The organism is Kribbella antibiotica, from assembly GCF_004349055.1.
GTDB lineage: Bacteria > Actinomycetota > Actinomycetes > Propionibacteriales > Kribbellaceae > Kribbella > Kribbella antibiotica.
On record NZ_SMKX01000199.1, the window covers coordinates 1 to 14,298 of the forward strand.

The window sequence follows — 14,298 nt, forward strand, 5'->3', positions numbered from 1 at the left end:
CCCCAAACCTGCAACACTATTCCCGCACCCCCTCACCACCGAGGGCCTCTAGCTCAATTGGCAGAGCAGCGGACTTTTAATCCGCGGGTTGTCGGTTCGAGTCCGACGGGGCCCACAAAACCCCAGGTCAGCCCGCTGACCTGGGGTCTCGGAGACACCTCTAGAAGGACACCGCCTTCGGCGGCGACAGTCCTTTTTGGCGCCTTCGGCGCGTGCGCCCACCGTGGTCTCCCACGCCCTCGCTCAGCGGCTGACAGGCGGTCTGGCGTACACCCCGCGTGCTCCGCAGCCGCTACTTCGTCGCTCCGCTCCTCAACGCGTCCGCTCCGCGCGCACCCCGCCCCCGGCTCATCGCCGTCCTCCTCCTGCGGGCTACCGCCCGCCCCACGCGCTACCGCGCGACCCAACCCCACGATGGCTGGCTGCCGATCCACTGCTGAGGTGGATATCAGCGGGCATCTACTGCCAGATAGCGGCAGTAATCATCCGCAAAGAGGGGCTCCACCGGGATGCCGCTCGCGACACGCTCCGCCGTACCGCGCGACCACCCCGCGGTTGGCTGGCCACGTCATACGGTCTGATCTCCCGCTAGTCAGGCGATATCAGCCGGCCAAGCCGCCCACTCGAACGACAGCGGTCTGCTCCCACCGGACTCGAGGAACTCACCGATCGCACGCCGCACATCTTCGATCGACACCTCGGACTCCGCCGGCCAGCCCTCGTCATGACCCTGGTAGTAGTAGAAAGCTTCCTCACGCTGACTGGGCTTTCCTGGGACGTACCAAACGCCACGCTCAGCGCCGTCATCACCGGAGTACCGTATGCCACCCATCTTGGCTTCCGCGTCGATGCCGATCCGCAGCTCGTGATCGCGGACACCAGACTCGAGTAAGGGCCGCGCTTCGCTGTAGAGCGCGACAACGGAGTTCTCGAACGGCTCAGCCAAGACCGCCTCGACCAGAGCCTCGACATCTGCCGCCGAGTTCAGGAGCGTGGGCCCCGCACCGTTCTTGTAGAAGGCCCGCACAGTCGCCGTCATCTCGTCATCCATCCTGTTCCGCGCCACGATAGGTCCGCTTGAATCCACCTGGCCCGTAGACCTCTCAGCACTTACGGCGCCTACCGCACTCAGGTGCCTCAGAGCCCGTGGAGAGCCTCACTGAAATCAGCCACCAGTCCTTCGCCGGGGAAGCGCCGGCGTAGCTCCCGGCCGAGCTCTCCGGCGATCATCTGGAGATGGACCTTGCTCTGACGGCCGTCCTTGAGAGCGCTCATACCCAGACCTACCGCTTGCTCTAGGTCCCCTTCGCGACCGGCGACGATGCCTAGGGTGATACGGCATTCGGAGACTCGCATTGGGCTTAGTTCGTGGCCATCGGGAGTGATGTTGTCGTCGATGACAGTGCGGGCATATTGACTGGCTAGCCCGTCGTCTCCAGCGATGCGGTGGACGTCCATCGCGTAGTAGTCCCACTTGGCCGGATCGACCTTGAAGTGGTTTTCCGGGCGATCTGGGTACGGCAAGTGGTTGAGCATCTCCTTGCCGTTATCAAGCACCGCCTGCAGATCCGACTCGCCGAGACGCGCTTTGGCCTTGGCCTCCTGGGCGATGAGTTGGACATGCGCGCTGCTGCGCTGAGCTACAGCCTGCCCGCGTTGCGCGGCGTCTATGGCCTGGCGGAAACGGCCCTGTGTGAGCGCGAACCAGGCCGTCATCTCGTATCCCCAACCAGCGATCTCCGGATGGCCGGCCTCGAGCCCGAGTTGCATGGCCGCTACTCGGGTGGATTCTGCCGCAGTCCGCATCCCAAGGTCGTACTCAACGCACCCCGCCAGCAGGGCAAGCCATCCACCGGCCACGAGTAGGTCTGTGTGCGCCTTTAGCCCGACCGGGCGGTCCAGCAGAGTCGCGACGTGATGAAGCCAGCCATGGGCCTCTTGGCGTAGCTCAAGGGCATCGCGTTGGTTGTATTGGCAGCACATCTCCTCAACCGTCGCCTGCAGGCTCTCCAGAGTGCTAGCCGTTGTGTCGCTGGCCTGCATCCGCTGGATGAGTTCAGCTGTCTGCCACGGCGTCCGATCGAGCTTGGAAACCTTGTCTCCTCGGGCAGCCGCGATCAGCTCGCCCTTGGCTCTCAATGCCGCATCACAGGCCCGCGCCACATCATCGGTCGGAGCCTTCCGGCCATTCTCCAGATTCGACAGGTACGACCGGCTGTAATGCGTCGCTTTGTTGAGGTCGGCCAAAGACCAACCCCTGAATTCGCGGTACTCCCTCAGCCGATCTCCGAAGGTCACCTCTCCAGTGTCACTCATGCCCTTGTATCCCTGCATCCTCAACCCGAGGGATACGCAGGAACCAGTGATCTCACGCCCAGTTGCCGACAAGCTGAACCCATGAACGGCACACGCACGGGGCGCGAACTAGGCGGGGCCAACTGGTCAGACACCGAGATATGCGACGGCCTCCACCCGAACACCGGCATGCCGTGCATCCTCGGAGACCACAAGGGCTACCACCGCACTGCCGACGGCGCGGAGTGGCTGGACGAGGAATGACCACCTAGACCGGCGAGGCGTGTGTGTGAAGCCCTGTGAACCGCGCACGCCTCGCCTTCCACTCGCGGCCAGATGTGCCTGGCCGATGAGGGTGCGGAGACAGACGGACGGCTGTCTCTGCACACGCCGGTCCCCGGGTCCCCGTCGAGGGACCGGGGACCGCGCTTGTCCGCCGCTGACGGTGTGGCGGAACCGAGACCATCTGAGCGCCCACTGACACCAGCAGAACTGCCGGCTCCACACCTCTCGGAGTGCAGCATCACCCGGCGTTAAGGTGCTCTCGTGGGTGGCCTGGTAGGGCCCTATCGTGACCGCTAGGTGTGCTTGGCGACTGAACAGGCCGGTTCGCCGATCGCTGTATGGGTGCAGCGCGCTGCAGCCCTTCGCCGAACTCAAAGCGCGCTGATCGTGCCGCACAGTAGGCCTGGTGGAGCCGAGGTGTGGCGTGACCAAAGCTCGGGCGTAGCGCGCGGTCGGCCGTCAGGTCCTCCTCGCGCTGGGGGCACTGTCCAACTTGGCCATGATTCTTCAAGATGACGAGCCCGCAGCGGTCGCATTCCGTCCACCAACGGAAGCTGCTTCGAGGCTCGCCTTCGTCCGTGGGGCTGAAGGCGAATGCCGTCGGCGTGAGGTCGGTCTGCCAACGCAGTGGTCCGACAGGCTTCGAGGACCAGCCTTGCTTGTTGCCCCAGGTGTGGACCATCTCGCGTTGCGTGAACTCGTCACCGGACATCGTCATCAGGGCCGCTGGTGCCGGCAGATCCGGGTACGCGTAGTAGATGAAGGCTGGGACTCCGGTTGCCGAGCTCAGCGTCTGGCTCTTGCGGATCTCGTTGTTGTTAGGGACCCCGGCCTTCACCTCGAACCAGATGGCTTTCGAGGTGTCCGGGTACAGCAGGAAGTCCGGCAAGTATCGGCCGATGCCGTCAAGGCGGTAGCCCTCGTGCTCGTACAGCCAGGGGATCTCGAGGCTGTCGAAGAAGACAGCCCAGCGTGCTTCAAGTCGAGAACGAAAACGGCAGCCAGCGTAGTGCGTTTCGATCGGGGCAATGAGGCTCAACCAAGGCTCCTGTTGAAGAGAAGAAGCTACCGATGGCTCAGAAACATGTGGTACCGCCGCGCAGGCAAACCTCGGCTTTCGAGGCAGAAGCTCACGGAGTAACGACGTTCTTCTCGGGATTGTTCCCGGATCAACCGTGCAGATTTCCGGCCATGGCTCTGCAGGATCTGGATCAAGCCCTGAGAACGTCGTGATGACTCAGCGCAGGTCGACCTCGACCTAGTGGTCGGTGAGTATCTCCAGCACATAGTCGAGAGGGAACATCGGGCGCCGCCGGTGGTGATCGTAGCCGTCGATCAGGTGCTCTCGGGCTGTGGCGGAGTGGTGCCAGATCAGGCGGAAGGGGGCTAGCGCGCCGGAGTTGCCGGAGATGCAGTCGTCGACGGCGTGACAGTCCCTAGTTCCAGCCCAGCCGCGGGTCCGCTGTACCGATCGGTGGGCACGTGTCGCGGACCGCCATCACCGTCCAACTCTGCGCGGCCCGCGCGTTCACGCTCAGCGCGCCCTGCCGGACGGGCCAGAAACGGACTTAGACGGTGATGCAGGTCCGCCCTGGCCACGCCTCGCCTTCCAAAGGACGCTGGAGCGGCTGAGTTAGCCCGCGGAATAGGGGAGGCAATGAGGCGGCAGGGCTGGCAGCATTGGGGGGTGGCGCTGGCTTACGTGTATCAGGTGACGAAGTACGACCCTGCCGATTGGAACGAGGCGGGGCGGTATGTCGGGCCTGAGGACGAGATGAGTGATCACGGGCCGAAGGAAGCGGCGTACTTGGCGGCGGTGCTGGCCTTTGCGGAGGAGTGCGGGGTCACTGAGGTCAGCGTTCGGCAGCCTGCGGTGACTGGGTTTGTGAATTTTGGGCTTGAGCCACCGATTGACGGGCACGGGCTGGCGGGGTTGTTTGCGCCGGATCTCAGCGATTTTTACGACGGGGCGGTCGTGCCGATCGGGGTTGGTGTCGAGCTTGTCCGCGCGATGTTGCGGGACAACGGTGCGTTCTGCGTGCTTGAGGTCGCCGGTGTGTTCGAGGTAGGCGTCGGCTACGACCAGTACATGCGCATCGGCAGCCATATTCCCTGTGAGCGCGCGGTTGCTGCAACCGTTGAGCTCGGGCTGTTCCCGGTCGTGATGGACAGGCAAGCCGACGAGGACGAAGAGTTCTGGCCGCCGGCCGATGCGGGGTTCTGGGCGAAGCTCTCCGAGTTGGTGGCCAGCCGGAACACCGTTCTGCTTCAGGAGACTCCGGCGAGGAACCTGTACCGGTGGCATCGCTTGACCTCGGAATCGATCGAAGGTCTCCAGCTCGCACCGCGGTCGATGTTGACTGTCTGGCCCGACCTGTCAACCGACGTAGAAGCCGTGAACGCGACAGTCGACGGCACCTGCGAATACGTCTGGGAGGACCGGGCTGGTCGCATCCAGCACATCATGCTTTCCGAGCCGGAAGCCGGTGACTTTCCCGACGCCGTTGCAGCGCTTGTCATCCCGATCATGCTCAGCGAGTACCACCCGCTGCTGGAGGGCGCGCTGCCCGATCCTGACGGCGTACTACGCGCTCGCTGGCAAGCCAACTGACTACGAATTTTGGGTGCAGTGGGGCTGGGGCGCGGCTATAGCCACCAGGCGGCGGCGGCAACCGCGGCCCACGCCAGCCCACCGCTGGCCGCAACGATGCTCGCTGGTCGGCACCCAAGGACCACCGAGCCGCCGCGAATCACCTCCGGATACGAGCCGATTCGCTGGCCTGGGTCATTCGTGGATGGGGACCAGGCCGTTGTTTACGCGGAGGGATTCGATGAGGACCAGGGCGTGGCTTTCGGTGAGGACGTCTACGGCGGCCAGGCGGCCTGAGTAGGCCTTGATGACGGGGGCGGCGGCTTGGCGGGCCATGGCGTCGAAGTATTGGCGGACGAGGCCCCAGGAGTTGCCGCTTTCGCCGACGTACTTGGACCAGTACGGCGTGACGTCGACGGTGGCGATTGCTTCGCGGGCGCTGCGTTCCAGGTCGCGGATGTATTGGCGCTGGAGGTCGCCGTCGGGGCGTCGGCCGAGGCGTCCCATGTGGCCGCCGACGAAGGTTTTCCAGGGGTAGCTCATGACCTGGTCGTGGGATTTGTACCAGGCGGGGATGTCCTGGGCGACGGAGAGATTCAGGAACGGGGTCCAGCCGGGGTAGAGGACGTCGACCACCATCAGGGTCTCGTACGCCGGGGCGAGGATGAAGGTGTTGTCGGGCGAGTGGTTCGGGCCGTGGTAGCGGAGTTCGAGGCGTTCGCCGCCGACCTCGAGGGTGTAGTGGTTGTCGTAGGTGATTTGGGGGAGAGGGCGGTTGGGGTCGGGGGTGAACTTCAGGAGTTGCCGGGTTTCGGAGTGCCCGATGCGGAGCACTGACTTGCCCAACAGGCCGGCTGCGGCGATGTGGTCTGCGTGGGAGTGCGAGTAGACGATGTGGGTGACCCGGCTCGGCCGGCCGTTGGCTTTGGTGATGTTTTCGATCGCGCGGAACAGGTTGTGTCCGATCGACGGTGGCGCATCGACCAGGACGATGCCGGTCCGGGTGGACAGGATCATCGACTGGTAGATCCCGTCGGTGATCCAGTACAGGTTGCCCTTGATCCGGCCGGCGTAGTACCCGTTCGCGTTGAGCGTCGGGCCGAACGCGGACGGCGGGATCGGCTCGTAGTCGGGGAGCGTCGGATCGGCTCCGGAAGCGGCTGATGTGGAGACGGCTTGCCCGTACGCCGCGGCGGCCGAGGCCGGCCGGTCGAGCAGTCCGCCGGCGACCGGGATCGTGGTCGCGAGCGCCGCGAGTTCGAGCATCCGGCGCCGCCCGAGAGGCTGGGCGACTCGTTGTTCGCTCGGGCTGCTGGTGGAGGAATCGTGAGCCATGACGGCTTCCTTCTCTACTGGTTGTAAGAGTCGTTCAATCAACGACAATTACATCGTTCTATCACTCCGCCCTCCATCATGTAAAGGTCTATTGAAAATAGGCTATTTCACCCTAGAGTGGGTGCATGGCAGTAGAAACCCCTGGGCAGGCCGACGCGATCGTTCGGCTGCTCAACTCCCGGCCGCATGCCACCCCGGTTCTGCCGGACCGGCTCGACACGGCGGATACGGCTGCTGAGATCCTGCGCCCGTTCGGTCTGTTCGCGAAAGAACTCGGTGGGGTGCGCGCCGTACGGGCGGACCTGATGGCGGTCCTCGAGGCGGCCACCGCGGCCGAAGCGGACAAGGCGTGGGCCGAGCTCAGCGACCATGTCGCCGGGGTCTCGCACCGTCAGGTGTTCTCGTCAGCGGGAGTCGAGCTCGAACAAGTGAGCGGCGACGATCTCGTCGGCGGCATCACGCGCGCGGTCGCGGAGCTCGTTGCCGCAGGCCAATGGACGCGAGTGCGGATCTGCGCCAACGACATCTGCCGTGGTGTTTTCTACGACACCACACGCAGCCGCACCCAGCGCTGGCACTCCTACGAACTCTGCGGCAACAAGTCCAACGTCGCCGCCCACCGAGCCCGCAAACACCAGGAAACCGCGTAGCGACCCCGCCTTGGGGTCAGCGTAGGTCGACGTGGACCTGGTGTTCGGCGAGCAGCGTCAATAGGTAGCCGAAGTCGGTGCGGGCGGTGGTGGAGTGGTGCCAGGTGAGGTGGAAGGGGGCTTGGGCTCCGAAGCCGCCTCTGAGGCAGTCGTTGACGGCGTCCAGGTTCCAGCCGAAGTAGCCGCCGGGGCCGTTGATGGCTTCGCCTAGGGCGCAGTAGAAGCCTTCGATGTTGGTGATGTGGGTGCCGTCGACTTCGTAGGTGGTGCCTGGGGGTTGGTCCGGGGCGGGCGAGCGGTGGGTTAGGGCTAGGCCGGCCCAGTGGTGGCGGAGCTCGCGGTTGTACGGCGCCCAGAGGTTCTTCTCGGTAGGGGGCCAGTGGTCGAGGATGGTGAGGACGCTGGTTGGTAAGGGTTCTTGGGGGTCGTTGGCGATGGTGATGTCGAGGAGTCCGGCGCCCAGTGGGGAGGGTTCGGCCCCTTCGATGGTTCCGGAGACTACGGCGCCGATGATCTGGCCCTCGGTGGCGGCTAGGTGGAGGTCGGCGCGGATCTTGCGGCGGCGCAGGCTGGTTGAGGCGAGTGCGCTCAGGAGTTTTGGTTGCGGTAGGCAACCGAGCAGCCGGACGTGGGGGACGAGGGGTTCGGCTTCGTCGCGGAACAGGCCGGTGATGTCCTGGCAGGTTCCGTACGGCGCCTCGTCCGGGCTCATGAGAACGAATTCGGTGACGTCGTCGTTGCGCTCGACGGCGTCGGTGCGGTCGTAGACGTGGACGAATCCGTCGAGGTCGATGTCGAAGGTTCCGGGGACCGTGGGGCTCGGTCGGTGGGCGCGGACGACGAGGTCGGTGAGGTCTTCGCCCCACCAGATCGGGGCGGTGTCTGGCGGCGGAGGCGGGGCTGCGACGTACAGGTTGCCCAGCCGGACCGGTTCGTTGCCTAGAGCATCGGCTAGTACGCCGACAGGGGTGCACGCGACGAGGGTGAATTGCTCGCGCGGCCGGGGCGGTAGGTCGACGAAGATACCTTCGACATCGGCGCACAGGCCCAGCGGCAGCTCGTCGTACGAGTCGTCGAAGCCGACGTCACCCACGAGCAGCCAGCGTGGGGCGACCGGATGAGTCCACTCGCTCGTCGTCATACCGGGCGCCTATCCGCGGGGCCGGACGAGGCCGAGGTCGTAGGCGATGATCGTGGCCTGGACTCGGTCTCGGGCGCCTAGCTTCGTTAGCAGGGCGTTGACGTGGGTTTTGGTGGTGCCGATGGTGATCATGAGGCGGTCGGCGATTTCGGCGTTGGTGAGGCCGGCGGCGATCAGGGTCAGGACTTCTCGTTCTCGGGGAGTGAGTTTGGAGAGGTCGCCGGTCTGGGTGGGGGCGCCGGCGGCGAAGGCTTGGATGAGGCGGCGGGTGACGGTGGGGGCGAGCATGGATTCGCCGGCGGCGATTACTCGGATTGCTGTGAGGAGGTCTTCGGCTTGGGCGTCTTTGAGGAGGAAGCCGGAGGCGCCGGAGCGGAGGGCTTCGTAGACGTATTCGTCCAGGTCGAACGTGGTTAGGACTAGGACCCTGGGGCGGTCGCCGGTGGCGGTGAGGAGGCGGGTGGCCGAGAGGCCGTCCAGGCCGGGCATGCGGATGTCCATGAGGACTACGTCGGGGTCCAGCTCGGCGGCCAGGGTCACGGCGGCGGCGCCGTCGCCGGCTTGGCCTACGACGGTGAGGTCGGGTTCGGCGTCGACGATGGCGGCGAAGCCGGCGCGGACGACTGTTTGGTCGTCGACGACCAGGACCCGGACGGGCATCAGGGGAGCTCCTTGAGAGAGGGCGAACGGGGGGCGGGGGTGCCGTCCTCGTCCAGGGTGGCTAGTAGTTCGCGCATGGCAGTTAGGGCTGATCTTGCTTCGGCGGTGACGCCTGGAAGGTCGGCTGACTCGGCTAGAGCGATCATCTGATGGGTGCGGGTCAGGACGCTGTGGTGGAGGCCGGCGGCGATGCGCTGGCGTTCGGTGTGGACTTCGGTCTCGGTGGCCCAGACGAGTGCGGCGAGGGTTGCGCCGGTGTGGTCCAGTCGCTGGATGCGTTTCTGGCGGACCATGACTCCGGCGATCCAGGCGCCCACGAGGGGCAGCGTGGCGAGGAAGGCGACCATCGCGCCGATGACGACGGGGAAGGCTGCGTCTGTCGGGTCGTCCGCGGCCGGAGCGACGGCCACGAGTACGCCGGTCGCCGTACCGATTCCGACGCCGGATGCGATGAACGAAGGCCAGGTCACGCTCGGATGGCCGCCGTACGCCGCGACTGCGTAGACGGCGGCGAGGTGAGCCGGGAAGGCGAACGCGAGTGTCGGCGAAAGTGCGTCGGGGAGCCAGTCGAGGCCGACTGCGAGCGGCCAGAGTGATGCGGAGACGGCGATGCCGGCCAGGACGATCCACGGCCGGTCTCGGCGGCCGAGGAGGATCAGCCCAGGAATCAGTGCCAGCAACAGCGCAATGCTGACCGTGGCCGTATCGAGCTGCCGCTCCTCGCTCGCCGCGAGCGCAGTCCCGCCGACGGCGGTCGTCGTGACGGAAAGCAGTACGCCGGCCTCCGACAACCATCGATCTCGCCATCGCACGCTCGATCGGAGCGGAGGCACGGCGGCCAAGGCCGTTGGCGACGGGAGACTCGCCCGAACCTGCCAACCCCCATCCGGTCCAGGCCTGGCGGTGAGAGTGCCGCCGAGCGCCTCGGCGCGGTCCTTCATTCCGGCGACTCCGCGCTGCCCGCCTTGGCCGGTGGTCGCGGTGCCGGTCGGCTGGCCGTTCTCCACCAGTACGTCGACCTGTTCGCCGGCACGCGTGACGAGCACCCGTACGGCGGCGCCCGGCGCATGCCGCAGCGTATTCGTCAGCGATTCGCGGACAATCCCGAACACGGCCTCGCCGACTGGCCCAGACAGCTCGGGTGTCACATCGGCTACGACCTGCTGCCCCAACCGGGTGAACGCCTCCGCCAGTCCAGTGATCCGCGCTCCAAGCGGTTCGGACTGATCGCGTTCGCCGGTCTCGAGCATGGCGACCAACTGGTGCAGCGATCGCAAGGTCTCCCGGCCGGTATTCGCGGCGTACGTCAGCGCCTCGGCCGCCAGCTCGGGCCGACTCCCGGCCAGCCGCTCGGCCGCCGTACCGGTGACGACGATCGACGTCAGATGATGGGCGCTGACGTCGTGGAGCTCGCGAGCGAGCCGGCGGCGTTCCGCGGCTGCCGCGTCCTGACGGCGATCGTCGGCTTCGCGCAACTGCCGGGCGGTGTCCTCCCGCGCGCCAAGCCGGCGGCGACGATTCTGACCGGCGCCGAGGATGACGACGTACAGGACTGAGTTGATGACCGCCTCGCCGACGAAGTCCACGCCCGGGCCGTAGCCGATCAGCGCGGTCAGAGCCTGTACGACGGCCATTACGCCGACCGCGCGCCAGCCGACGACCGGGGCGCAGCGGACAGCTACGGAGTACAAGGCAACCATTTCGACCGGGGGAATCGCCAGGCCTTCTGATGATGTCGAGAGATGACCAACGATCAGTACGGCGGTCACTACGCCGAGCGTGGTGAGCGGCGCGCGGCGGCGGAAGCCCAGCGCGATCGCGGCCACGGCCGAAGCCGCAGCGCCGGCCACGAACTCCTCGGTGCTCATCGGCGCGCCCATTGACGCAGCAAGCGATGGCATCAACGCAATCCAGCCGATCCCGAGGAGGATCGGCAGCAGCCAGTTGCGAAGGTGTTCCATCAGGGCCAAAGCATAGGGGTTCTCTACCCGGCCGCCGGGCCTCTCTATCCAGCGATAGAGGCGGTGATCGTGCTGATGGCCGACGCGAAATCGACCGCCCGTCGCCATCCTGGAGGTATGACAATCGTGCAGCCGGCAACGCCGCTCCAGGCCCCGCAGACCGTCGAACCGGTCACGTACGAACGCCTCGCGCGGGTGACCGGCCGGCACAACTGGTGGCGACCGATCGTCGGTACGGCGTTCTGGGGCGCGCTGTCCCTGGTCGGGGTCTTCCTGATCATGGCGCAGTCGATGGTGCTGGGGGCGATCCTGGGACTGCCGACGGACGCGGAGGACCTACCGATCCTCGACGAGGTCACCTCGATGGGATTCGACCTGGTGTCCATCGCGATCGGGATTCCGGCGCTCGCGCTGGTGGTGTGGGCGGTGCAGCGGCGCACGCTCGGGTCGCTCACCTCGGTGACCGGACGCCTGCGACTGGGCTGGATCGGCCGCTGTCTCGCTGTTGCTGCAGTGCTTATCGGCCTCAGCCTGGGCGCGATGCTCCTGATTGAGCCCGACGCGTCGTCCGACAGCCCGTGGGTGGGGTGGCCAACCTTCGCGCTCGGCCTGGTCATGCTGATCTGTCTCGTTCCCTTCCAGGCGGCGGCCGAGGAGTACTTCTTCCGCGGCTGGTTGCTGCAGTCGGTCGGCGCCTTCGTCCGCTGGCCGATCCTGGCGCTGATCCCGCAGGCCCTGCTGTTCGCGGCGGCGCATGGGTGGGGGACGGTCTGGGGGTTCATCGATCTCACGGTGTTCGGTCTCGTGATGGGCTGGCTCACCATCCGCACAGGTGGGCTCGAGGCCGCAATCGCCTTGCACGTAGCGAACAACCTGATCGCGATGGTTGTCGCCTCGGCGTTCAAGGGCGGTCTCGCGTCCGATGAGACCGCCGCTGATCTTCCGTGGCAGTACGCCGCTATCACCATGACCACGACGGTGGTGTTCGCCGTACTGATCCTGCAGCTGGCCAAGCGCTACAAGCCGGCCACTCAGCTCGCCGTCAGCTGACGCAGGACGTCGTAGGTCTGCAGTCCTTCGTCGTCGTCGGTCGTGCTCAGCGAGAGGGTGACTTGGTGGATGGTGTCGGCCGAGTGGTAGCTCAAGGTCCGGTAGCCGTAGATCCCGCCGCTGTGGCCCCAAAGCGTCAAGCCAGGCAGGGTAATCCGGGCAATGCCTAGGCCGCTGGCCTGGTAGTCGTTGTCGGTAGGAACGGTTGTCTGAAGGGCCTCGAGCTCGGTGGGGTTGAGTAGCTTGCCGCCAAGGAGAGCTGCGTAGAAGGTGTTGAGATCGCTTGCTGTTGAGACGAACGCGCCCGCTGCCCAGGCCTGTGACATGTTGAAGTCGGTCACGTCGACCAGCTCGCCGTCAGCAGGCATGTAGCCGCGGGCGCGTGGCTCCGGGAGCTTGGGCTCGTCCCCAGGAGCCAGTGTGTGCTGCAGATCCAGCGGGCGGAAGATTCGCTCCTCGACTTCGGTCTCAAACGACCGCCCGGTGGCCGCCTCAATGATGAGACCGAGCACGATGTAGTTGGTATTGGAATACGAGTAGCGAACGCCAGGCTCGAACAACCGATCCCGTACGGCGGCCGCCGCGACTGTCTCGCGCGGATCCCAGTGCACCAAGCGATCCCGGACAATTTCGGCGGAATCGGGAAGGTCATCGGTGTAGTTGTGCAGACCGCTCGTGTGGTTGAGCAGCTGCCGAAGCGAGACCCCAGGAACCAGTCCTGGTAGCCACCGCTCAACGTGATCATCCAGGCTCATCACCCCTTCGGCGACCAGTTGCAGCACCACAGTCGCCGTGAACGTCTTGGTGACGCTGCCGATCCGGAACGACCCAGCTGGGTCGACAGTAGACGCCGTACCGATCTCTGCTGTGCCGCTTGATCCGACCCATGTGCCCTCGGCGTCGCGATACTCCAGCAGCACTCCTGCCGCACCCGCCGAAACCAACGAGTCAAGCACACCCTGCAGACGTTGCTCCCGGTTCACCATTCCCCAACTCTGCCAGTTAGAGGGTCACGTCGGGGACTTCGAAGGTTTGGATGGTGTTCTGCGGGAAGTAGGACCAGAAGCGGGTGCCGTGCATGACTGTGTCTTGGGCAGCCACATAGCCCGTCGTGCCGGGGGTGGTGGACCAGCGGGGGATGGGGGCGCCGTCGGTAGAGGGTTTGGTGAAGCGGGCGAGGTCGAAGTCGAGGTAGCCAGCGGAGCCGTTGTTGATGGCGACGATGACGAGTTTGCGGGCGGCGGGGTCATAGGCGGCGATGGTGTTGCCGTTGCCGCCGTCGAGGATGCGCATGCCGGGGCGGATGTGGCGGGTGTAGTGGGCCAGGACGTAGTACTTGGGGTTGATCGCGCCGGTGGTGTTGTTGCCGTTGTCCTGGATGAGGCCCCAGCCGCCGCCGTCGACGACTTGCCAGTAGACCCAGGCGGTCGGGTGCAGCCAGCGGAAGTCGAGGTTGAGATTACTGGCCAAAGAGAGGCCGGACGCGTCGCCTTCGCCGTACTCGGAGTTCCAGATCTTCCGGCCGGCTGACTTGGCGGCGGTGTACAAGAGGTCGCGGCGGCCGCCGCCGCCCTGGTAGCCGTGGACGTTGATGCGGGCGACATTCCCGCGCGTGGTGGAGTCGAAGCTGTTCCAGGTGGAGAGTGCCGCGTCGTAGCCCCAGGAGTCGGAGGCGGCGATGGGCATCCAGCCGAGGTCGCGGGCGTTCAGTTCGGCGCGCAAGGCGTTGATGACTGGGCGCTGGGTGGCCGGTTCGAAGTGGCAGCCTTCTTGGCTGCCGTCGGCTTTCCACCAACTGCCGTCGGGTTCGTTGAAGGGTTCGACCGAGGTGAAGTCGACACCCCAGTGGTCGTGCGCGTAGCGGGCGATGGTGGCGAGGTAGACGGCGTGCTGCTGGTGGTTCCAGGTCTGCAAGTTGTCGCCGCCGCCGGCTGAGCCCGAGGGGTTGTGGTTCTGGCACATCCACCACATCGGCGAGTTCGAGAAGAGCTCGATCCGGTTCACGCCGCGGTCGCGCGCCTTCCACATCAGGTTGCGCTGCGCACTGTCGACGTACCAGTTCCAGCTCGCCGACGACGGGTCGGAGCTGAACCAGTCGAGCCAGTACCCGTCCATCTGCCGCGGATCACCGATCTTCGGCGACCGCACCATCGACTCCCCATTGATCGGCTTCGTCGAACAGGCGCCCGCGTTGTAGCGCGCGATGGTCAGCCCGAGCCCCGGCAGCGTCGTGCCTTGGTAGTCGACGTTGTTCCGCGTGAAGAAGATGTCCGCCAGGTCATCGCGGTTCCCGTGCGCCTTGCCCCACCAGCACAGCGACGTCCCCCACCC

13 protein-coding genes and 1 tRNA gene are annotated in these 14,298 nt (G+C 65.9%); 5 read left to right on the forward strand and 9 right to left on the reverse strand.

The genetic code is table 11. From position 1 onward, the window contains the following. Nucleotides 1-42 precede the first annotated feature (42 nt). Nucleotides 43-115, forward strand: a tRNA-Lys gene (locus tag E1263_RS38345). Nucleotides 116-592: 477 nt separating this feature from the next. Here E1263_RS38345 and E1263_RS38350 read toward each other — a convergent pair. After that, a complete protein-coding gene (locus E1263_RS38350) occupies nt 593-1,039 on the reverse strand; it encodes an Imm1 family immunity protein (RefSeq protein ID WP_165956892.1) in 447 nt (148 codons plus the stop codon). Between the two features lie 98 nt (nt 1,040-1,137). Next, nucleotides 1,138-2,298, reverse strand: coding sequence for a helix-turn-helix domain-containing protein (locus E1263_RS38355; RefSeq protein ID WP_132176664.1), 1,161 nt, complete (start codon nt 2,296-2,298; stop codon nt 1,138-1,140). 99 nt (nt 2,299-2,397) lie between these two features. On the opposite strand from E1263_RS38355, the gene E1263_RS43010 reads away from it, so the two are divergent. Continuing rightward, on the forward strand, nt 2,398-2,559 hold the full coding sequence (locus E1263_RS43010) for a hypothetical protein (protein ID WP_165956893.1): 162 nt from the start codon (nt 2,398-2,400) through the stop codon (nt 2,557-2,559). Between the two features lie 259 nt (nt 2,560-2,818). On the opposite strand, the gene E1263_RS38360 is transcribed toward E1263_RS43010, so the two are convergent. Then, nucleotides 2,819-3,619 (reverse strand): PDDEXK family nuclease, encoded by an 801-nt coding sequence (locus E1263_RS38360; RefSeq protein WP_132176665.1) that lies wholly within the window; start codon nt 3,617-3,619, stop codon nt 2,819-2,821. Nucleotides 3,620-4,267: 648 nt separating this feature from the next. Between E1263_RS38360 and E1263_RS38365 the strand changes: the two genes are divergently transcribed. After that, nucleotides 4,268-5,191: a hypothetical protein gene (locus E1263_RS38365; RefSeq protein WP_202869257.1), complete on the forward strand. Its 924-nt coding sequence runs from the start codon at nt 4,268-4,270 to the stop codon at nt 5,189-5,191. 174 nt (nt 5,192-5,365) lie between these two features. Here E1263_RS38365 and E1263_RS38370 read toward each other — a convergent pair whose 3' ends face one another. After that, the gene (locus E1263_RS38370; protein ID WP_202869258.1) at nt 5,366-6,505 is read right to left on the reverse strand and encodes an MBL fold metallo-hydrolase; all 1,140 of its coding nucleotides are present in this window, start codon (nt 6,503-6,505) and stop codon (nt 5,366-5,368) included. Between the two features lie 125 nt (nt 6,506-6,630). On the opposite strand from E1263_RS38370, the gene E1263_RS38375 reads away from it, so the two are divergent. Next, nucleotides 6,631-7,155: a CGNR zinc finger domain-containing protein gene (locus E1263_RS38375; RefSeq protein WP_132176669.1), complete on the forward strand. Its 525-nt coding sequence runs from the start codon at nt 6,631-6,633 to the stop codon at nt 7,153-7,155. A gap of 16 nt (nt 7,156-7,171) precedes the next feature. Here E1263_RS38375 and E1263_RS38380 read toward each other — a convergent pair whose 3' ends face one another. From E1263_RS38380 to E1263_RS38390, 3 genes are read right to left on the reverse strand one after another with little or no spacing between them, the layout of a single operon-like run. Next, a complete protein-coding gene (locus tag E1263_RS38380) occupies nt 7,172-8,296 on the reverse strand; it encodes a barstar family protein (protein ID WP_202869259.1) in 1,125 nt (374 codons plus the stop codon). A gap of 9 nt (nt 8,297-8,305) precedes the next feature. Beyond that, entirely contained in the window at nt 8,306-8,956 is a 651-nt protein-coding gene (locus tag E1263_RS38385) for a response regulator (RefSeq protein ID WP_132176671.1), read from the reverse strand. Beyond that, complete coding sequence (locus E1263_RS38390; RefSeq protein WP_165956894.1) at nt 8,956-10,917, reverse strand: sensor histidine kinase; 1,962 nt, start codon at nt 10,915-10,917, stop codon at nt 8,956-8,958. The genes E1263_RS38385 and E1263_RS38390 overlap by 1 nt, the downstream gene beginning before the upstream one ends. A gap of 117 nt (nt 10,918-11,034) precedes the next feature. On the opposite strand from E1263_RS38390, the gene E1263_RS38395 reads away from it, so the two are divergent. Continuing rightward, the gene (locus E1263_RS38395; RefSeq protein WP_132176675.1) at nt 11,035-11,967 is read left to right on the forward strand and encodes a CPBP family intramembrane glutamic endopeptidase; all 933 of its coding nucleotides are present in this window, start codon (nt 11,035-11,037) and stop codon (nt 11,965-11,967) included. Here E1263_RS38395 and E1263_RS38400 read toward each other — a convergent pair. Together E1263_RS38400 and E1263_RS38405 are read right to left on the reverse strand one after the other, a co-directional pair. Beyond that, a complete protein-coding gene (locus tag E1263_RS38400) occupies nt 11,949-12,953 on the reverse strand; it encodes a serine hydrolase domain-containing protein (protein WP_132176677.1) in 1,005 nt (334 codons plus the stop codon). The genes E1263_RS38395 and E1263_RS38400 overlap by 19 nt on opposite strands. 16 nt (nt 12,954-12,969) lie before the next feature. Beyond that, a partial coding sequence (locus E1263_RS38405) for a glycoside hydrolase (protein WP_132176679.1) occupies nt 12,970-14,298 on the reverse strand: 1,329 nt, incomplete at its 5' end.

Bases quoted from the DNA above. Each gene is read 5' to 3' on its own strand.
- E1263_RS38370 (WP_202869258.1), bottom strand. From the start codon at position 6,505: ATGGCTCACGATTCCTCCACCAGCAGCCCGAGCGAACAACGAGTCGCC.
- E1263_RS38375 (WP_132176669.1), top strand. From the start codon at position 6,631: ATGGCAGTAGAAACCCCTGGGCAGGCCGACGCGATCGTTCGGCTGCTC.
- E1263_RS38385 (WP_132176671.1), bottom strand. From the start codon at position 8,956: ATGCCCGTCCGGGTCCTGGTCGTCGACGACCAAACAGTCGTCCGCGCC.
- E1263_RS38395 (WP_132176675.1), top strand. From the start codon at position 11,035: ATGACAATCGTGCAGCCGGCAACGCCGCTCCAGGCCCCGCAGACCGTC.
- E1263_RS43010 (WP_165956893.1), top strand. From the start codon at position 2,398: ATGAACGGCACACGCACGGGGCGCGAACTAGGCGGGGCCAACTGGTCA.
- E1263_RS38350 (WP_165956892.1), bottom strand. From the start codon at position 1,039: ATGACGGCGACTGTGCGGGCCTTCTACAAGAACGGTGCGGGGCCCACG.
- E1263_RS38390 (WP_165956894.1), bottom strand. From the start codon at position 10,917: ATGGAACACCTTCGCAACTGGCTGCTGCCGATCCTCCTCGGGATCGGC.
- E1263_RS38380 (WP_202869259.1), bottom strand. From the start codon at position 8,296: ATGACGACGAGCGAGTGGACTCATCCGGTCGCCCCACGCTGGCTGCTC.
- E1263_RS38400 (WP_132176677.1), bottom strand. From the start codon at position 12,953: ATGGTGAACCGGGAGCAACGTCTGCAGGGTGTGCTTGACTCGTTGGTT.